General features: G+C 54.9%; 18 protein-coding genes. 4 read left to right on the top strand and 14 right to left on the bottom strand.

What is annotated here, in order from left to right; translation table 11 throughout:
• The first annotated feature begins 32 nt into the window (after positions 1–32).
• Both mfd and ldtC read left to right on the top strand, forming a co-directional pair.
• On the top strand, positions 33–3,479 hold the full coding sequence (mfd, locus tag AX755_RS05685; protein WP_062856432.1) for a transcription-repair coupling factor: 3,447 nt from the start codon (positions 33–35) through the stop codon (positions 3,477–3,479).
• 149 nt (positions 3,480–3,628) lie between these two features.
• Positions 3,629–4,594, top strand: a complete 966-nt coding sequence (ldtC, locus tag AX755_RS05680) for a L,D-transpeptidase LdtC (RefSeq protein ID WP_062856431.1) — start codon at positions 3,629–3,631, stop codon at positions 4,592–4,594.
• A gap of 73 nt (positions 4,595–4,667) precedes the next feature.
• On the opposite strand, the gene bhsA is transcribed toward ldtC, so the two are convergent.
• Positions 4,668–4,925: a multiple stress resistance protein BhsA gene (gene bhsA, locus AX755_RS05675; RefSeq protein ID WP_013097102.1), complete on the bottom strand. Its 258-nt coding sequence runs from the start codon at positions 4,923–4,925 to the stop codon at positions 4,668–4,670.
• Positions 4,926–5,169: 244 nt separating this feature from the next.
• Between bhsA and AX755_RS05670 the strand changes: the two genes are divergently transcribed.
• Positions 5,170–5,811: a TetR/AcrR family transcriptional regulator gene (locus AX755_RS05670; RefSeq protein WP_062856430.1), complete on the top strand. Its 642-nt coding sequence runs from the start codon at positions 5,170–5,172 to the stop codon at positions 5,809–5,811.
• Between the two features lie 54 nt (positions 5,812–5,865).
• Here AX755_RS05670 and AX755_RS05665 read toward each other — a convergent pair whose 3' ends face one another.
• The 8 genes from AX755_RS05665 to hinT all read right to left on the bottom strand — a co-directional run bounded on the left by AX755_RS05665 (position 5,866) and on the right by hinT (position 11,954).
• Positions 5,866–6,405, bottom strand: coding sequence for a glycine zipper 2TM domain-containing protein (locus tag AX755_RS05665; protein ID WP_013097104.1), 540 nt, complete (start codon positions 6,403–6,405; stop codon positions 5,866–5,868).
• A 193-nt stretch (positions 6,406–6,598) separates the two neighbouring features.
• Positions 6,599–7,903, bottom strand: a complete 1,305-nt coding sequence (locus AX755_RS05660; protein ID WP_013097105.1) for an NAD(P)/FAD-dependent oxidoreductase — start codon at positions 7,901–7,903, stop codon at positions 6,599–6,601.
• 238 nt (positions 7,904–8,141) lie between these two features.
• The gene (gene ycfP / locus AX755_RS05655) at positions 8,142–8,684 is read right to left on the bottom strand and encodes an alpha/beta hydrolase YcfP (RefSeq protein WP_013097106.1); all 543 of its coding nucleotides are present in this window, start codon (positions 8,682–8,684) and stop codon (positions 8,142–8,144) included.
• Between the two features lie 34 nt (positions 8,685–8,718).
• Positions 8,719–9,744: a beta-N-acetylhexosaminidase gene (gene nagZ, locus AX755_RS05650; protein WP_038979819.1), complete on the bottom strand. Its 1,026-nt coding sequence runs from the start codon at positions 9,742–9,744 to the stop codon at positions 8,719–8,721.
• Between the two features lie 11 nt (positions 9,745–9,755).
• Positions 9,756–10,580 carry a thiamine kinase gene (gene thiK / locus AX755_RS05645; protein WP_062856429.1) on the bottom strand — a complete coding sequence of 275 codons (825 nt, stop codon included), beginning with the start codon at positions 10,578–10,580 and terminating at the stop codon, positions 9,756–9,758.
• Positions 10,561–11,205: a penicillin-binding protein activator LpoB gene (lpoB, locus tag AX755_RS05640; protein ID WP_104668931.1), complete on the bottom strand. Its 645-nt coding sequence runs from the start codon at positions 11,203–11,205 to the stop codon at positions 10,561–10,563. The genes thiK and lpoB overlap by 20 nt, the downstream gene beginning before the upstream one ends.
• Before the next feature lie 13 nt (positions 11,206–11,218).
• A complete protein-coding gene (locus AX755_RS05635) occupies positions 11,219–11,593 on the bottom strand; it encodes a YcfL family protein (protein ID WP_062856428.1) in 375 nt (124 codons plus the stop codon).
• Position 11,594: 1 nt separating this feature from the next.
• Positions 11,595–11,954, bottom strand: a complete 360-nt coding sequence (gene hinT / locus AX755_RS05630; protein WP_013097111.1) for a purine nucleoside phosphoramidase — start codon at positions 11,952–11,954, stop codon at positions 11,595–11,597.
• 351 nt (positions 11,955–12,305) lie between these two features.
• On the opposite strand from hinT, the gene fhuE reads away from it, so the two are divergent.
• Positions 12,306–14,495 carry a ferric-rhodotorulic acid/ferric-coprogen receptor FhuE gene (fhuE, locus tag AX755_RS05625; RefSeq protein WP_062856427.1) on the top strand — a complete coding sequence of 730 codons (2,190 nt, stop codon included), beginning with the start codon at positions 12,306–12,308 and terminating at the stop codon, positions 14,493–14,495.
• 84 nt (positions 14,496–14,579) lie between these two features.
• Here the strand turns inward: fhuE and ptsG are convergent, their stop codons facing one another.
• The 5 genes from ptsG to yceG form a co-directional block, all read right to left on the bottom strand.
• Entirely contained in the window at positions 14,580–16,013 is a 1,434-nt protein-coding gene (gene ptsG, locus AX755_RS05620) for a PTS glucose transporter subunit IIBC (RefSeq protein ID WP_013097113.1), read from the bottom strand.
• Between the two features lie 297 nt (positions 16,014–16,310).
• Positions 16,311–17,105, bottom strand: a complete 795-nt coding sequence (locus AX755_RS05615) for a metal-dependent hydrolase (protein WP_020689599.1) — start codon at positions 17,103–17,105, stop codon at positions 16,311–16,313.
• A 10-nt stretch (positions 17,106–17,115) separates the two neighbouring features.
• A complete protein-coding gene (holB, locus tag AX755_RS05610) occupies positions 17,116–18,120 on the bottom strand; it encodes a DNA polymerase III subunit delta' (RefSeq protein ID WP_023621897.1) in 1,005 nt (334 codons plus the stop codon).
• The gene (gene tmk / locus AX755_RS05605) at positions 18,117–18,758 is read right to left on the bottom strand and encodes a dTMP kinase (protein ID WP_013097116.1); all 642 of its coding nucleotides are present in this window, start codon (positions 18,756–18,758) and stop codon (positions 18,117–18,119) included. The genes holB and tmk overlap by 4 nt, the downstream gene beginning before the upstream one ends.
• Complete coding sequence (gene yceG / locus AX755_RS05600; protein ID WP_062856426.1) at positions 18,748–19,770, bottom strand: cell division protein YceG; 1,023 nt, start codon at positions 19,768–19,770, stop codon at positions 18,748–18,750. The genes tmk and yceG overlap by 11 nt, the downstream gene beginning before the upstream one ends.

Genomic DNA, 19,770 nt, shown 5'->3' with positions numbered 1-19,770 from the left:
TTGGTATATCCCCAAGAGACTCTGACATAGCCATGCCTGAACACTATCGTTATTCCCTGCCTGTCAAAGCGGGCGACCAGCGCCAGCTGGGCGAACTCACTGGCGCTGCTTGCGCCACGCTGGTGGCAGAAATCGCTGAGCGACATCCTGGTCCGGTGGTGCTGGTCGCCCCGGATATGCAAAATGCGCTGCGACTGCATGATGAAATTCGCCAGTTCACCGATAACCTGGTCTTCAGTCTGGCCGACTGGGAAACGCTGCCGTATGACAGCTTCTCCCCGCATCAGGAGATCATCTCCTCGCGCCTGTCGACCCTCTATCAGTTACCGACCATGCAGCGCGGCGTGCTGATCGTTCCGGTCAACACCCTGATGCAGCGCGTCTGTCCTCACAGCTATTTGCACGGCCATGCGCTGGTGATGAAAAAAGGTCAGCGCCTGTCCCGGGACGATCTGCGCGCGCAACTGGACAGCGCCGGATACCGTCATGTCGATCAGGTTATGGAGCACGGGGAATACGCCACGCGCGGTGCGTTGCTCGACCTGTACCCGATGGGCAGCGACCAGCCGTATCGACTGGACTTCTTCGACGATGAGATCGACAGCCTGCGCGTATTCGACGCCGACACGCAGCGTACGCTGGAAGAAGTGGAAGCCATCAATTTATTACCCGCCCATGAATTCCCGACGGACAAAACCGCTATCGAGCTGTTCCGAAGCCAGTGGCGCGACAAGTTCGACGTTAAGCGCGACGCTGAGCATATCTATCAGCAGGTCAGCAAAGGTACGCTTCCTGCCGGGATCGAATACTGGCAGCCGCTGTTCTTTAACGAGCCATTGCCCGCCCTGTTCAGCTACTTCCCGGCGAACACGTTGATTGTGAACACCGGTGATATCGACGCCAGCGCCAGCCGCTTTGAGAGCGAAACCCGCGCGCGCTTTGAAAACCGGGGCGTAGACCCAATGCGTCCGCTGCTGCCGCCTGAAGCGCTGTGGCTGCGCACCGACGAGCTCAACGCCGAACTCAAGCGCTGGCCGCGCGTACAGCTGAAAACCGATACGCTTGCCGATAAAGCTGCCAACACCAATCTTGCATTCCAGAAGCTGCCAGATTTAGCCGTTCAGGCACAGCAGAAATCCCCGCTGGAGAGTCTGCGCAAGTTCCTCGATGCCTTTACCGGCCCGGTTGTCTTCTCCGTTGAGAGTGAAGGCCGCCGTGAAGCGCTGGGCGAACTGCTGGGGCGGATTAAAGTTGCTCCGAAACGCATTTTGCGCCTGAGCGAAGCCACGGGGACGGGGCGTTACCTGATGATCGGTGCCGCCGAGCACGGGTTTATCGATACCCTCAACAACGTGGCATTAATCTGTGAAAGCGACCTGCTGGGTGAACGTGTTGCGCGCCGCCGTCAGGACAGCCGTCGCACCATTAACCCGGATACGCTGATCCGCAACCTGGCGGAACTCCATCCGGGCCAGCCGATTGTGCACCTTGAACATGGCGTGGGTCGTTATCAGGGGATGACGACGCTGGAGGCCGGTGGCATCAAAGGTGAATACCTGATGCTGACCTACGCCAACGACGCCAAACTCTACGTGCCGGTCTCATCCCTGCATCTGATCAGTCGCTACGCCGGGGGTGCAGAAGAGAATGCACCATTGCATAAACTGGGCGGTGACGCCTGGGCACGCGCCCGGCAGAAAGCGGCGGAAAAAGTGCGTGATGTGGCGGCCGAGCTGCTGGATATCTATGCCCAGCGTGCGGCCAAAGAGGGCTTTGCCTTTAAGCATGATAAAGAGCAGTACCAGCTGTTCTGCGACAGCTTCCCGTTTGAAACCACGCCGGACCAGGCTCACGCCATCAATGCCGTGTTAAGCGACATGTGTCAGCCGCTGGCAATGGACAGGCTGGTCTGTGGCGATGTCGGCTTCGGGAAAACCGAAGTAGCCATGCGCGCGGCGTTCCTCGCCGTTGAGAATAACAAGCAGGTGGCGGTACTGGTGCCCACCACCCTGCTCGCTCAGCAGCACTTCGATAACTTCCGCGACCGCTTTGCCAACTGGCCGGTACGCATTGAGATGCTGTCACGTTTTCGCAGTACCAAAGAGCAAACGCAAATCCTGGAGCAGGCCAGCGAGGGTAAGATCGATATTCTGATCGGCACCCACAAACTGCTGCAGAGCGACGTGAAGTGGAAAGATCTGGGGCTGCTGATTGTTGATGAAGAGCACCGTTTCGGGGTACGCCATAAAGAGCGTATTAAAGCGATGCGTGCCGACGTCGATATCCTGACCCTGACCGCAACGCCGATCCCGCGAACCCTGAACATGGCGATGAGCGGCATGCGCGATCTGTCAATTATCGCCACGCCGCCGGCGCGTCGTCTGGCCGTGAAAACCTTTGTGCGCGAATACGACAATCTGGTGGTGCGCGAGGCCATTCTGCGTGAGGTGCTGCGCGGTGGTCAGGTCTATTACCTCTACAACGACGTGGAAAATATCCAGAAAGCGGCAGACCGCCTGGCAGAGCTGGTGCCGGAAGCGCGTATTGCCATCGGTCACGGGCAAATGCGCGAACGCGAGCTGGAACGGGTGATGAACGACTTCCACCACCAGCGCTTTAACGTGCTGGTGTGTACGACCATCATTGAGACCGGGATCGATATCCCGACGGCCAACACCATCATTATTGAACGCGCGGATCATTTCGGTCTGGCGCAGCTTCATCAGCTGCGTGGCCGCGTCGGGCGTTCGCACCATCAGGCCTATGCATGGCTGCTGACGCCGCATCCAAAAGCGATGACCACCGATGCGCAAAAACGTCTGGAAGCGATCGCCTCGCTGGAAGATCTGGGCGCTGGCTTTGCACTGGCGACGCACGACCTGGAGATCCGCGGTGCGGGTGAGCTGTTGGGTGAAGACCAAAGTGGCTCGATGGAAACCATCGGTTTCTCGCTCTACATGGAGTTGCTGGAAAACGCGGTCGATGCCCTCAAGGCCGGACGCGAACCGTCGCTGGAAGATCTCACCAGCCAGCAAACCGAAGTTGAGTTACGCATGCCGTCTCTGCTGCCGGACGATTTCATTCCGGATGTTAATACCCGCCTGTCGTTCTACAAACGTATCGCCAGTGCGAAAAATGAGAACGAGCTGGAAGAGATCAAAGTCGAGCTTATTGACCGCTTTGGCCTGCTCCCGGATGCCGCACGCAACTTGCTGGATATCGCGCGCCTGCGTCAGCAGGCGCAGAAGCTGGGCATTCGTAAGCTTGAGGGCAATGAGAAAGGCGGCGTGATTGAGTTTGCCGAGAAAAACCACGTTAACCCTACGTGGCTCATCGGTTTACTGCAAAAGCAGCCGCAGCATTTCCGCCTGGATGGGCCAACGCGTCTGAAATTTACGCAGGAGCTGACGGAGCGTAAAACCCGTATGGACTGGGTACGCAACTTTATGCGCCAGCTGGAAGAGAACGCGATCGCATAATCTGCTCTGCCCCCGGTTGCGCCATGCTACCGGGGGTAACAATTTACAAACTCTTTTCACTTCACCCGATCTTCCCGACAGACCCCTTCGCCATAATTATCACTAACCGTTATAAAACAATCACCCTGTCATTTATATGGATTATAGTGATGATGACTTCTTCGCGTTTCACTCGCTGGATAACCGTGTTAGCGCTGGCCGCAACGGTCGCGGTTGCATTTCCCGCTCGCGCAAACACCTGGCCACTCCCGCCTGCAGGCAGTAAGGTGGTTGGGGAAAACCGTTTTCATGTGGTTGAAAACAATGGTGGATCGCTTGAGGCGATTGCCAAAAAATATAACGTCGGCTTTCTGGCCTTACTGCAGGCCAACCCCGGCGTTGACCCTTATGTCCCGCGCGCTGGCAGTGTGTTAACCATCCCGCTGCAGACGATTTTGCCGGATGCGCCGCGTGAGGGGATCGTGATAAACCTTGCCGAACTGCGTCTTTACTATTACCCGCCCGGTAAAAATGAGGTGACCGTATACCCTATTGGTATTGGCCAGTTGGGCGGTGACACGCTGACCCCGACGATGGTCACCACCGTATCAGACAAGCGTGCAAACCCAACCTGGACGCCAACGGCCAATATTCGTGCCCGCTATAAAGCGCAGGGGATCGATCTGCCCGCCGTTGTACCGGCCGGCCCGGATAACCCAATGGGCCACCATGCCATCCGCCTCGCGGCCTATGGCGGCGTGTACCTGTTACATGGAACGAACGCGGACTTTGGTATTGGCATGCGCGTCAGCTCCGGCTGTATTCGTCTGCGCGATGACGATATCAAAACGCTCTTCAACCTGGTCACACCGGGCACCAAAGTGAACATCATTAATACCCCGATCAAGGTCTCTGAGGAGCCAGGCGGCGTGCGACTGGTTGAAATTCACCAGCCTTTATCGAAAAACATTGATGACGATCCGCAGACGCTGCCAATCAACCTGAATGCGGCGATGGTGAGTTTTAAAACCGATGCAAGGACGGATGGCATTGTGATGGAGCGGGCAATGGAAGCACTTTCGGGCATGCCGACTGACGTCACACGACATCATGGTGTCGCCCAGCAGTCGATGTAAACCCAAACGCAAAAACGCCCTGCACATGCAGGGCGTTTTTTTAGCAGTGGCATAAATGAGGGTTTAGCCAGGCTTATTTGTAAATAACAGCGGTACCGTGAAGGGTGTTAGGACCGGTTACAGAGGTAATGCGGAACGATTTCGCACCCATCTCATCCGCTTTTTGCGCCAGCTGGTCTTCCAGTGAACCCAGGTTAGTCCCGGCGCTGGCAGAGATGGTCCCTACTTTATGCTGGTCAGCAGGCGTTGACTGGACTTCCACAGCAGCAAAGCTTGCGAAAGAGAGTGAGCTAAGAACAGCAGCGGCGATGAGGGTTTTTACGTTTTTCATGATTTTTACCTTTGGCAGATGAATTTTGAGGTCGTTAGCTATTTAGTTAACGATCGATAGGTAAATGATAGATGTGATCCAGCTCACACGTCAACATGTTTTTATAACGACCATTAAATTAATTTTAATTCCGTTATTTTTCATACCCATATGATTAATTTATTTTTCAGAAAACAGCACTGGTGGTGAAATGCGTTTATTTTTATAATGGTTATTCAACAAACCAACAGAGGACCAACGGCAAATGACAACCGATGTCACGAGTTGTGCGAAGAAAAGCCGTGGCCGACCAAAAGTGTTCGACAGGGATGCAGCGCTTGATAAGGCCATGACTCTCTTCTGGCAACATGGGTATGAAGCGACTTCGCTTTCCGATCTGGTAGAAGCCACCGGAGCCAAAGCGCCGACGCTGTATGCGGAATTCACGAATAAAGAGGGGTTGTTCAGGGCGGTACTGGACCGATACATCTCTCGCTTCGCATCGCGATACGAAGCACAGCTATTTTGTGAAGAGAAAACGGTTGAGCAGGCACTGCATGACTATTTCACCGCCGTCGCCACCTGCTTCACCAGCAAAGAGACGCCCGCGGGCTGTTTTATGATTAACACCTCCGCGACGCTTGCGGCCTCCTCGAAAGAGATCGCCAACACGGTGAAATCGCGTCATGCCATGCAGGAGGAGACGCTCAGCACCTTCCTGGCCCAGCGCCAGCAGCGTGGTGAAATTCCGGCGCATTGCCGCCCTCAGGAATTAGCACAATACCTGAGCTGTATTTTACAGGGGATGTCGATTAGCGCCCGAGAAGGGGCGACGCTGGAAAAACTGCAGCATATCACCGAGACCACCCTGCGACTGTGGCCCGAACTGCTTAAAATACAGGGCTAAAAAAAAGCTCCTCAGCCTGAGCGCTTGAGGAGCTAAGTTCAGAGAACATCTTTTTTACGCTTTGTTATTCAGTACCAGCTGGCCATTTCCATCCAGCGGAATTTGTGTGCCAGGGTCTCTGTCCATACGGATTTTGCCCTGCTGGTCACCAATTTTGTACGTCACGTCATAACCCAGCATTTTTTCCGACTTGTCATAGACGGTTTTGCAGCGCTGCTGTGTCGTGGTGTACGTATCATTATCCTGCATTGCGCCCTGCACCTGGTTACCGGCATAGCCGCCACCCAGCGCACCGACCACGGTCGCCACATCTTTACCACGGCCGCCACCAAACTGGTGACCAATCACCCCGCCTGCTACCGCGCCCAGCACAGAGCCGGCAATACGGTTTTCATCCTGAACCGGACGGCGATGGGTGACGGAGACGTTACGGCACTCCTGACGAGGCGTTTTAACTGTTTCTTTAATGGGGGTTGCAGAAACCACCTGCGCATACTGTGGGCCGCGATTCAGTACATTGAGACTGGCAACGGCAGCCACACCTAACGCAGCAGCGACGCCAATCCCTATACCCGCCAACATTGATTTATTCACGGGACTTCCTCCTTTGTTGCTATTGGTAACAATTTTGCAATGCAGGCTACGCTTCGCCAATAAGACAAAGGCTCAAAAAAATAGCTTTCACGAGAGTGACAGGGCGTTTAGGAGAACTCTTAAGCACTCAATCTGTGATGAGCAGCATGATATGCTAAAAAATCCCTCCGGAGGGCCCGGAGGGAGAGAAAAATTAGTGCAGCTTCAGACGTGGACGGATCACGCGGTTGATTCGTCCTACCAGCATCATCAACCCGGTTTTGAAGTAGCCGTGCAGCGCAATCTGGTGCATACGGTACAGGGAGATATAGACAAAGCGTGCGATGCGCCCTTCTACCATCATCGAGCCGCGCATCAGGTTCCCCATCAGGCTGCCTACGGTTGAGAAGTTCGACAGCGAAACCAGAGAGCCGTGGTCTTTGTAGACGTAGGCCTTCATTGGCTTGCCTTTGCGCTGTGCCAGAATATTGTGCAGCACCAGGCTTGCCATCTGATGCGCTGCCTGGGCGCGAGGAGGCACGAAACCGCCTTCTGGACGCGCGCATGACGCACAGTCACCAATCGCGAAAATCTCCGGATCGCGCGTGGTTTGCAGCGTCGGCTCGGTCACCAGCTGATTGATACGGTTGGTTTCCAGCCCGCCAATGTCTTTCATGAAATCAGGTGCTTTGATACCCGCCGCCCAGACCATCAGATCCGCTTTGATGTACTCGCCATCTTTGGTGTGCAGGCCACCTTCGTCTGCGCTGGTCACCATCGTCTGGGTGAGAACACGTACGCCCAGTTTGGTCAGTTCGTTATGCGCCGCGCCAGAAATACGTGGAGGCAGCGCAGGCAGAATACGCTCACCTGCCTCAACCAGCGTTACGTTCAGCGCTTCATTGGTTAACCCTTTGTACCCGTAGCTGTGCAGCTGTTTTACCGCATTGTGCAGCTCAGCGGAGAGTTCAACGCCCGTTGCGCCACCGCCTACAATGGCGATATTCACCTTGCCATTCGCACCCATATTATTGGTGTACTTCAGGAACAGGTTCAGCATTTCCTGGTGGAAACGACGCGCCTGGTGTGGGTTATCCAGGAAAATGCAGTGCTCTTTCACACCCGGGGTGTTGAAATCGTTGGAGGTACTGCCCAGCGCCATGACCAGTGTGTCATAGGCAAGCTTGCGCTCCGGGACCAGCAACTCCCCTTTTTCGTCACGCAGCTCGGCCAGGGTAATGGTTTTGCTCTCACGGTTGATATCCACCACGGAACCCAGCTGGAACTGGAAATGGTGGTTACGTGCGTGCGCCAGATAGCTCAGCGCGTCAACGCCCTCATCCAGTGAACCGGTCGCCACTTCGTGCAGCAACGGTTTCCACAGGTGGCTGTGGTTACGATCCACCAGCGTGATTTTGGCTTTTTTGCCGCGACCCAGCTTCTTACCCAACTGTGTCGCCAGCTCCAGCCCGCCAGCACCACCGCCTACAATCACTATCTTTTTCAATGGCGTAGTCAACGTGACCCCCTCAAATTATTAACCAATTGTTAATTAAAAGTTATAAAAATAACCCTTAATTAACAACAGGTTACAGCACTGAAACCATTCAGGTGCATTGAGAATACCACGTCAGGCGCATTGGTCATACCAAAATTGATGTGCATCAAGTTTTGGTGGCTTAAAAGTAGACAATTCTGCTGAAAAAGAAAGCCCGGCACGCTTTCGCGGCCGGGCCCGGGAGATCTTATGCAGTATCTTAGCCCAGTGTTTTGAAGGCTTTGATGCGCTGCAGATGCGGGGAGATGTTCTTGAACTTGTGGGTCTGTTCTTCGTCCCAGACAATTTCATAGTAGTGATGCAACAGCTCAGCCGCACGGTGGCTGTTAAGCGCCTCATCATTACGCGAAAGGATCACCAGACAGCGGTCGCGGTTCTTTTCACGGAAATTGCTGACGCACTTGGTGGCAATATCGACATACTCTTCTGGACGGTCAATCTTGCCTTCCATGTTCTCGTTCGGGAACAGGTTAGGATTGAATACCACCTGGCGAATATCGCACAGGAACCCAATCCGCTCCGCCCAGTAGCCACCCAGCCCCACGCCGCAAATCAGCGGGCGATCGTCGATGTTGAGTTGCAGCATCTTGTCCACTTCTTTGAGCAGATGCTGCATGTCATGTTTCGGATGGCGCGTGCTGTAGCTGATCAGCCGTACATCCGGATCGATAAACTGCAGTTGCAGTACCTTCTCATGATTACCAGGACTGTTTGAGTCAAAACCGTGTAAATAGATGATCATCGTCTTCTCACCACGCTACGCCTTCCGGGAGGATTTACAGGCTGGCTTTATGTGCCTGCCAGCGCTCATTCAGTGCTTCAAGCCGGGCGTTAACCGCTTTCCAGCGTGCCGAATCCATCAGCTCCTGACGGCTAAATGAACCTTTATGATACAAATGTGTAACACGCTCTGCATTGATCGGCGACAGGTTATCCAGCACGCTGACTGCGCCTTTACGATTATTGCAGACGAGGATCATATCGCAACCTGCGTCGAGCGACGCCTGCCCACGCTCCGCGTAGCTGCCCATGATCGCCGCCCCTTCCATCGACAAATCGTCGGAGAAGATCACGCCGTTGAAACCGAGCTCCTGACGCAGCACGTTTTTTAACCAGTGCGGAGAACCGCTCGCCGGGCGCGGGTCGACGTCACTGTAAATCACATGCGCAGGCATAATGGCATCCAGCTTGTTATCGCTAATCAGCGAGCGGAACACCGACATATCTTTGGCACGAATTTCCGCCTCCGGGCGCGGATCACGCGGAGTCTCTTTATGCGAATCCGCCGTCACGGCGCCGTGCCCCGGGAAGTGTTTACCGGTGGTTTTCATTCCTGCATCGTGCATGCCGTCGATAAAGCGGGTGGCCATCTCCAGCGCAATACGGGGATCGCTATGGTAAGAGCGCTCGCCAATTGCCGCACTGATATGCCCTACGTCCAGCACCGGGGCAAAACTGATGTCGATATCCATGGCAATCATCTCGCTGGCCATCAGCCAGCCGGCCTCCTGAGCCAGATTTCCGCCCTCTTCGGTGCCGAGCAGCGCCGCGAAAGACTGGGCCGCGGGCAGACGGGTGAAGCCCTCACGGAAACGCTGCACGCGCCCGCCTTCCTGATCGACGGCCACGACCAGATGATTACGCGACGCCGCGCGGATCTGGCGAACCAGCTCACGCAACTGCGCCGGATCGTGATAGTTGCGGGTAAACAGGATGAGCCCCCCCACCAGCGGGTGCGCCAGAATTTCACGCTCCTCCGCATCCAGTTCAAACCCTTCTACATCCAACATGACTGGACCCACAGCAACCTCTCTTATCCTTTAATGTGTAACTGGCGCCAGGCATCATCTGCCAGCGCCATAAATTGTTTCTCGCCGGACTGCTGAAAACGCATTTCAAACCAGCCCGCCATCAGCATGACGACCCAGGGTCGCCAGCGTCTGACCTGACGCGCCAGCTGTCCCGCGTCCAGATGCGCAATGCGGGCGTAATCGCCGATCAGTCTTTGGCGCGCTGTATCATCTTCCACCCAGACGGCCGCCAGCTCCAGTGCCACATCCCCATCGCCGGCATACTCCCAGTCGATAAGCCTGATGCCGGTGGACGTATGCACAATATTTCCGGCATGAACATCCATGTGCAATGGCGACAGCCGAAGCGGCTGAGGCTCTCCCGCAGTGCGTAACCGTTTAAGCTGCGCAAGCCACCGTGGAGTACGTCTGTCCGGTGAGGCTCGCTGCCAGTACTGTTCCAGCAAAGGGAGCAGCGTGACTCGCCACCCCAGACACGGCTGATGGTGCAACTGACAGAGCGTCGTCGCAAGCGTTGCGCTGTCGGGCAGCGTATGCCGGGTCTCCCCTGCCAGATACTCTACCGCCATCCAGCCCTGTCTGAAAAAGCGCGGGGCTGGCACGAGATCCGCCGGTAGACGCTTCAGGGCACGAAACTGACGGCGAAAATGGGAAACGGGGGCTAAGGGATCGTGGTGATGACGCAACACCAGACGCTGCTCGCCCTGTTCCAGAATGCAACTCGCGCCGCCAAGCCCGGAGTGGGCCTGCGGCGCGATAAGACGATACTGCGGAAAATAACGCGTGAGGATCGCTTCACGCGTGCAGTCAGAGTTGCGTAACCGCACCTTTACCTGACCAGATAATCTCGCCTGTCTGAACCAGCATCAGCTGCATCTGCAGGGCTGGCGTATTCACGTTACCGGTGGCATTAGAGTACAGCACGTACTGCGCACCAACGTTACGGGCAATCCCCATCGCCTTACTGCGCGTACCGAGGCTGTCCTGTGGCGACAGACCAAGCTGCTGTTTGGCTACTGCCAGCTGCTGTGCGGAAACCAGCGTAAACTTGCCGTTATTGGCCAGTGCATTGCGCAGGGTTTCTGTCGCTTCCCCGGCATTAAGTGAACCGTTAGTCCGGTTATTTACGCTATCCACCAGCAGTACGCTGCCTGCCGTCACGCCCTGCGCCTGCAGCATTTTGCCCACCATCGGTTGCATCGCACCGTTCCAGTCATAATGACGCACGCGCGGCGTTGGCTGGGAGGTCTGGTCCGGATGTTCAATCGGGCCAGGCTGCGACGGGATCGTCGGTACAGACGGCACGGTTGGCTGCGGTTGCGTTGGCTGTGTCGGCTGCTCCGTACCCGGTTTTGCCTCGTCCACCGGCGCAGGCTGTTCGGTTCGCGTCACACATCCTGCAAGGAACAGTGCAAAAGCTGTCACGAGCGCATAACGGCTCATATTTTTAATCAAGGTTCACCTCTTACAGATAAAGATAAAGTCTCACCTTATGCGCACCCAGATAGTTGGCGCTACCATAGAGCGTTACCGACGATCCTGCCGGAATGGTCACGCTGCGCGGCGCTTCCAGCGGGTGCATTTCAAGACCCCGTACGTCATACCAGAAGAAACGGTAGTGCACCGTCACCGGTTCGTGTCTTTCGTTAAAGAGCGTAGAGGACGCAGAAGATTTAATTTCACTGATGGTCAACGTAGGTTGTTCTGCGGTGATGCCCGCGGCAAGTACCGAGGACTCCATCACCAGCGTCTGTTCATCACTGACAGGAATGGCCGGGCGCGTGCTGCATCCCACCATTACCAATGTCATTGCCAGCGCTGCAATACGCCTTTTTAACATGTCAAAGACCTTTATGTGACAGCATCGGTCCCAGAGGACGCCCACCCAGAAGATGCATATGAATATGATAAACTTCCTGACCACCATGGCGATTACAGTTCATGATCAAACGGTAACCGTCTTCAGCAATCCCCTCCTGCTCGGCGATTTTCGCGGCTACCGTCAGCATACGGCCTAACGCCACTTCATGCTCGGCTTTTACGTCATTGACGGTGGGAATCAGAATATTTGGAATGATAAGGATATGAGTCGGAGCCTGAGGAGAAATATCTCTGAAAGCCGTCACCAGCTCATCCTGATAAACGATATCCGAAGGGATTTCGCGGCGGATAATTTTACTGAAAATGGTTTCTTCAGCCATGACCTGTTCCTTTGTAGTTTAATCTGGCGTGGTGCGTCCGCTATTAACACAATCTCTGCATGAGTGTGTGGCACAATGGAAGAGTATGAGCGACTTTCTCCTGTCCTTTCAACCTCCTCCCCGGATTTCTTTCCTGAAAGCGTTTCAGCTGACTGAAGAGTAACCGCTCTCGACGCTTCACCACCTGAAACATAATTTCATTTCCTTTTGACACATCTGTTTACAGTGCTAATCACAATGCGTATATTTCGCATTTGCATTTTCATGCGCATTTTTAACATAGAAAACGACGTCAGCCCGTTCTCACGGGACTGTCGCACTCACCTTTCACCATTCAGTAAGGGTTTGATGATGTCTTTCATTTATCACACCAGGGATGGGCAACCGCAGCCAGCCGCCACGCCTTCGTTGCTGGCTGCCTGTATTGCTATGGCATTGATGCCAGCCGTCAGTTTCGCCGCCTCAGCGACCGAAGATACCGTGGTTGTCGAGGGCGGTTTTGATAACGCACAGGACCCGTCCAGCAGTCAGGATACGGACTACAGCGTTAAGACCACCACCACGGGGACGAAACTGTTACTGGTTCCCCGCGATATTCCGCAGTCCGTCAGCGTCATTAGCCAGCAGCGTATGGCAGATCAGAATCTGCAATCCCTCGGCCAGGTGTTAACTAACACCACCGGCGTCACCGCGCAGGTACAGGACAGCGACCGGACGGTATTTTACTCGCGCGGCTTCTTTGTCAGTAACTATGCGTATGATGATCTGCCAACCTCCATCAGCGAAGTATGGAACTTTGGCGACACCGCCGCCGATACCGCCATTTACGATCGTATTGAAGTGGTACGCGGCGCAACCGGCCTGATGTCCGGCACGGGAAATCCCGCCGCCTACGTCAACATGGTACGTAAGCATGCAGACAGCAATGAATTTAAAGGCAATGTCTCCGCCAGTTACGGTAGCTGGGACAAACAACGCTACGTGCTGGATCTGCAGGCTCCGCTGGTAGAGTCGGGTAACGTGCGCGGTCGTCTTATTACGGGTTATCAGGACAACGACAGTTTTGTTGATAACTACCACTACCGCAAAAAGTTCCTCTATGGCGTGGTCGATGCGGACGTGACTGACAGCACCACCCTGTCTGTAGGCTATGAATATCAGGAAAGCGATACCGATAACCCAACCTGGGGCGGCCTGCCAACCTGGTACAGCGATGGCAGCAAAACCCATTACAATCGCAGCCAGACCGTTGCACCAGACTGGGCTTATTCAGATAAAGACAACACCCGTATTTTCGCCAACCTCACCCAACGCTTCGACAACGGCTGGGAAGCCCACATCAACGGCATGCATGCCGACACCAACTTCGACAGCAAACTGATGTATATGTCCGGCTACCCGGATAAAGAGACCGGTGCGGGTATGGTCGGATATGGCGGCTGGAACCGCGGTGAACGTAAGCAGGATGCGGTGGATGCCTTCCTGCGCGGCGGTTTCGATCTTTTCGGTCGCCAGCATGAGATGATGTTTGGCGGTAGCTTCAGCCGCCAGCGTAACCACTATGACAACACCATGCCGGACGCGCTGTACGGCATGGTTGACGTGGGTAACTTCAAAAACTGGAACGGGAATATCGCCGATCCGCAGTGGACCCCCTGGAAGCTTTACAGTCAGGATGATATCCGCCAGTCTTCAGCCTATACCTCAGCCCGCTTCTCGCTTGCCGATCCGCTATCTCTGATCCTCGGTGCGCGTTATACCCATTACAACATTCGCTATAACCCGGCGGGCTCCCCGGACACCCGCCTGGAAAGCAGTAAGGATGATGTAACGCCATATGCGGGCCTTGTTTACGATATCAATGAAGACTGGTCAACCTACGTCAGCTATACCTCCATCTTCCAGCCTCAGGACAAACGTGACGCCAGCGGCCGCTACCTGGACCCGACAACGGGGAAAAGCTATGAAGCCGGGGTGAAAGCAGACTGGTTTAGTACGCGCCTGACCACCTCGCTCGCCCTCTTCCGCATTGAGCAGGATAATGTGGCGAATAATACCTACACCTACATGCCCAGCGGCGAGTCAATTTATGAATCTCTGGATGGGGTCGTCAGTAAAGGGATCGAGTTCGAGCTAAACGGCGCCCTGACCGATAACTGGCAGCTGACCTTCGGCGCAACCCGCTACATTGCTGAAGACAAGCGCGGCAACGCGGTAAGTTCCGATCAGCCTCGTACCACAATGAAGCTCTTTACCCGTTATCAACTGCCCATGCTACCTGCACTGGCAGTAGGCGGCGGGGTGAACTGGCAGAATAAAGTATGGAACGATGTAGATGGCGGCCCGGCAGGTCGATCACGTGCAGAACAAGGCAGCTACGCGCTGGTTAACCTGTTTAGCCGGTATCAGGTGACTAAAGATTTTGCTGTCCAGGCTAACGTCAACAACCTGTTCGACAAAGAGTATTACGACTACGTCGGCTCTTATGTGGTATATGGCGCGCCGCTGAACGTCTCTGTAAGCGCGAGCTACGACTTCTGAATGTTCAGCCGCTACCCGGCATAACAAAACTGCAGGCATAAAAAAGGCAGCCATTCGGCTGCCTTAGTCTCCCCAGGTCACAGCTTAGCTGTTGCGGATGTATTCATCCATTTCGGTTTTCAGGTTATCGGATTTGGTACCGAAGATAGCCTGAACACCAGAACCTGCAACAACCACACCCGCTGCGCCCAGTTTTTTCAGACCCGGCTGGTCTACTTTCGCAACATCGGCAACGCTCACACGCAGACGAGTGATACACGCGTCCAGGTTAGTGATGTTCTCTTTACCGCCGAATGCTGCAACCAGTGCCGGAGCCATTTCGCTGGTCGCGCCTGCTTTGCTGTCTTCTGTTGCATCTTCACGACCTGGCGTTTTCAGGTCCAGTGCTTTGATCAGCACGCGGAAGATGGTGTAGTAAACAACGGCGTAGCACGCACCCACGATTGGGAACAGCCACAGTTTGCTGCTGTTACCGGACAGAACGATGAAGTCGATCAGGCCGTGTGAGAAGGACGTACCGTCACGCATACCCAGCAGGATACAGATTGGGAACGCCAGACCCGCCAGAATCGCGTGGATAACGTACAGGATCGGCGCAACGAACATGAAGGAGAACTCGATCGGCTCGGTGATACCGGTCAGGAACGAGGTCAGCGCTGCGGAGATCATGATACCGCCCACTTTTGCACGGTTCTCTGGTTTAGCAGAGTGCCAGATTGCAATTGCCGCGGCTGGCAGACCATACATTTTGAACAGGAAGCCACCAGACAGTTTACCTGCAGTTGGGTCACCCGCCATGTAACGTGGGATATCACCGTGGAATACCTGACCCGCTGCGTTGGTGAATTCACCAATCTGCATCTGGAATGGAACGTTCCAGATGTGGTGCAGACCAAATGGCACCAGGCAACGCTCAATGAAGCCGTAGATACCGAACGCCACAACCGGGTTCTGATAAGCAGCCCACTGAGAGAAGGTCTGGATTGCCGTACCGATTGGTGGCCAGATGAAGGACAGGATCACACCCGTGAAAATCGCTGCCAGACCAGAGATGATCGGAACGAAACGCTTGCCCGCGAAGAAGCCCAGATACTCAGGCAGCTTGATGCGATAGAAGCGGTTAAACATGTACGCTGCAATCGCACCGGAGATGATACCGCCCAGAACACCGGTATCCGCCAGGTGTTTCGCTGCGATCTCTTCAGCAGGTAAATGCAGAACCAGCGGTGCAACCACAGCCATGGTTTTCACCATGATGCCGTAGGCAACCACAGAAGCCAGCGCAGAAACGCCGTCGTTATTGGTGAAGCCCAGAGCAACACCGATAGCGAAGATCAGCGGCATGTTAGCAAAGACAGAACCGCCTGCTTCGGCCATTACGTGGGACACTACGGCTGGCAGCCAGCTGAAGTTTGCAGAACCGACACCCAGCAGGATACCTGCGATAGGCAGTACGGATACTGGCAGCATCAGCGATTTACCGACCTTTTGCAGGTTAGCAAATGCATTCTTAAACATAATTGAGAGTGCTCCTGAGTATTTGTGCTTTTTTTACGCTTTCACGCATTGGCCCGGGGGGAGTACCGTGCCGTGGACAGGACATCTAAGCGCCCTTTATTTATTACACAGAGTAAAATAATTCCCTCTGAGTTTGTTTGACGGCTATCACGTTTCAGCTTAAGACGGTCGAAAAACTTTCAGTTATTTACAAAAAGCATTTCTGGATGTGTCTAAAAACACCATCACCGCCCCAAATGAGGCGGTGAACTTTACTCGTTTTAACTATTAATTACGAGCCTAAAAAAAACAGGTGTATCAAACAGATTGCAGGCGGGCGGGGTCAATATGGAACAGTGTAGAGAAGTTTTCCGTCGTGACGCGGGCCAGCTCTTCGATACTGACACCCTTCAGAACGGCCATGTATTCAGCCACGTCTCTCGTCATTGCTGGCTGGTTTTCTTTACCGCGATGCGGTACCGGAGCCAGATAAGGAGAGTCTGTTTCCACCAGAATACGATCGAGCGGAACATAACGCGCAGCATCGCGAAGCTGCTCAGCGTTACGGAACGTCACGATCCCGGAAAACGAGATATAAAACCCTAAATCAAGCAGTTTTCCCGCCGTTTCTCTGTCTTCTGTGAAACAGTGTAGTACGCCACCGCAATCCGTCACGTTTTCTTCCCTGAGGATCGCCAGGGTATCGGCGCGGGCATCGCGGGTATGAACGATAACCGGTTTGTTAAGCTCACGGCCAATGCGAATGTGATGGCGGAAGGACTCCTGCTGACGCGCCATGGTCTCCGGCGTGTAGTAATAGTCCAGCCCGGTTTCCCCCATCGCTACCACGCCCTCTTCGGCCGCCAGACGACGTAACTCCTCGACGTCGTATGCTTCATCCTGATTGAGCGGATGCACGCCACAGGAAAAGACAACATTAGGGCGAACGCCCACCAGCTCACGCATGGTGCGATAGCCCGGCAGCGTGGTAGCCACCGCAAGGCAAAATTTCACATCGCGGGCGGCGGCTTTAGCCAGCACGTCGTCCACGTCTTTATGCAGGGATTGATAATCCAGGCCATCGAGATGGCAGTGTGAGTCGACTAAAAACATAATGTCTCTCTCAGAGATGGGAAACAGGCGGAGTAACGCCTGGTTGCAGGTAATGTTCGATACGCAGTAACTGGTCGGTCAGTACAAGCTCGCGATTAAGACCGGTTACCGTTAAAAGTTGTTCGCGGCTCTGGCAAGTATCGTGCAGGATCGCACGCAACGTGGCGCCTGGCAGACGATTCGCCAGCGTGTTTACCAGTGGCCAGACATCGGGATTGGTCAGCAGCGTGGCCCCCTGCTGGATCTTGAGGGCATCCAGAAGTAAGGCAGCCAGCCAGTGCAGACGCTCGGCAGCCTGATCGCTGTTAAGTGCAGGCAGTACGCTCAACCAGTCACCGCTCTCCAGCGCAGAGGCAACGGCGCGGCAAAGCGCTTCTCGTTGCGACCAGACGTCCGCCTGCAGCAGAGCCAGCGCCGCGGCAGGTGCGCCGCTGCTGAGGCGCAATGCGGACAACGCGCTATCCTGTGACGTTGTCACCTCACGCTCCAGCCAGCTCAGCGCCCACGATTCCTGGGGAGTCGCAAGGTGATGAAGCCGACACCGACTGCGTAACGTCGCCAGTAATCGACCCGGATCGCGGCATGACAGGAAGAACCACGTTTTTTCCGGTGGCTCCTCCAGCGTTTTAAGCAGCGCGTTTGCCGCCGCCTCGGTAAGCAACGCCGCGTCTTTCAGCCAGACGACTTTTGCGCCACCCAGTCGTGCGTGCTCGTATAATTTTTCACTGACTTCACGCACGGCATCGATACCGAGCGCACTTTTGCCCTTCTCCGGCTCCAGCGTGTAATAGTCAGGATGTGTGCCCGCCTGCATCAGCTGGCAGCCGCGGCATTTACCGCAGCTTTTGTGACCTTCTGGCTGCTGGCACATCAGAAAACGGGTGATGGCGTAGATCAATGCATCTTCACCCATGCCCGGCAATGCCTGAATCAGTAACGCATGATGCCCCCGTCCGGCCTGATAGCTGGCGATCAGCTGTTCAAAGTGCGGGCGCAACCATGGGTACCATTTCATGCCTGTTGCTCCTGTAGCCAGTGTTTGACAGTTTCCTCAATGGAACGGGTCACCTCTTCCAGGGACTGCGTCGCATCAATGGTGCGAATGGAACTGTCCTGACTGGCGAGTTCAAGATAACGCGCGCGGGTGCGATTAAAGAAGTCGAGCGACTCTTGCTCAATGCGATCCAGCTCGCCGCGCGCGCGCGCGCGCTTCAGGCCCACTTCCGGCGTTACATCCAGATACAGCGTCAGATCGGGGCGGAAATCCCCTAATACTGCATCACGCAACGTTGCCAGCATTGTCTGGTCAATTCCGCGTCCCCCGCCCTGATACGCCTGAGTCGACAGATCGTGACGGTCGCCAATGACCCACTTGCCAGCGGCCAGAGCCGGTTTGATGACCGTCTCTACCAACTGCACGCGAGCGGCATAGAACATCAGCACTTCGGCTTTGTCAGTGATAACTTCATCGCCCACGGATTTGATATCCAGCACCAGGCTGCGCAGCTTTTCAGCCAGCTGCGTACCGCCGGGTTCACGGGTAAACACCATGTCCGCAACGCCGAGCGTTTTCAGCGTTTCGATTACCACGTTGCGGGCTGTGGTTTTACCGGCTCCTTCGAGTCCCTCAATGACAATGTATTTACTGCGCATTTTTTTCCTTAAGTGCCTTCAGATAATTCTGAACGGAGCGATTATGGCTGGCAAGGTTGGTGTTAAAGGTATGCCCCCCTTTTCCATCAGCCACAAAGTAGAGATACGGTGTTTTTGCCGGATGCGCGGCCGCCTTAAGCGAGGCTTCGCTCGGCGTGGCAATCGGGCCTGGCGGCAGGCCGCTAATAACGTAGGTATTATACGCCGTCGGCGTCTCCAGATCTTTTCGTGAAATCTTGCCGCTGTAGCTCTCACCCATTCCGTAAATCACGGTAGGGTCAGTTTGCAGACGCATGCCAATGCGCAGTCGGTTGATAAAGACCGACGCCACCTGGTCGCGCTCTGAAGCCACCGCGGTCTCTTTCTCAATAATTGAGGCCATGGTGACAAACTGGTTTTGATCTTTATACGGCAGGCCATCGGCGCGCCCTTCCCACGCAGATTCCACCGCCGCGACCATTTTTTTGTGCGCACGCTTCAGGATCGCCACATCGGTTGTTCCGGCTGTATACATCCAGGTGTCCGGCCAGAACCAGCCTTCAACCCACTCGGGATGTTCAAATTCAAGTACCGCGGCAACCGTCTGGTAACTGTCATCTTTCAGCGTATGTTTAATATACGGCGCATCACGCAGCTGTTTGAGGTAATCGCTAAGGCGCATCCCTTCAACAAACCGCAGCGGGAACTGCGCTTCTTTGCCGCTTTCCAACAACTGCAGCATCTCTCTGACGGTCATCCCGGGCGTGAAACGATAGGTGCCAGCTTTAAAATGAGACAGCTCAGGTTCCACACGCAATAACCACTGGAACACGCGTGGACGATTAATGATTTTATCGCCATAAAGCTGTTCACCGAGCGCCAGTCGCCCGGTTCCCGCTTTCAGGGTAAAGATCGTTTCGTCCTTAATCAGGATCTTACTGTCCGCCAGCTGGCGAACTTTCCACATTCCCGCGCCGCCAGCGATACCCAGCGCAACGATTAGGAGGAGGACAAAGCGCAACATTTTCTTCAT

The organism is Enterobacter sp. SENG-6 (assembly GCF_001605945.1).
In the GTDB taxonomy this organism is placed as follows: Bacteria; Pseudomonadota; Gammaproteobacteria; order Enterobacterales; family Enterobacteriaceae; genus Enterobacter; species Enterobacter cloacae.
This window is presented reverse-complemented; position numbering and strand designations above follow the sequence as displayed.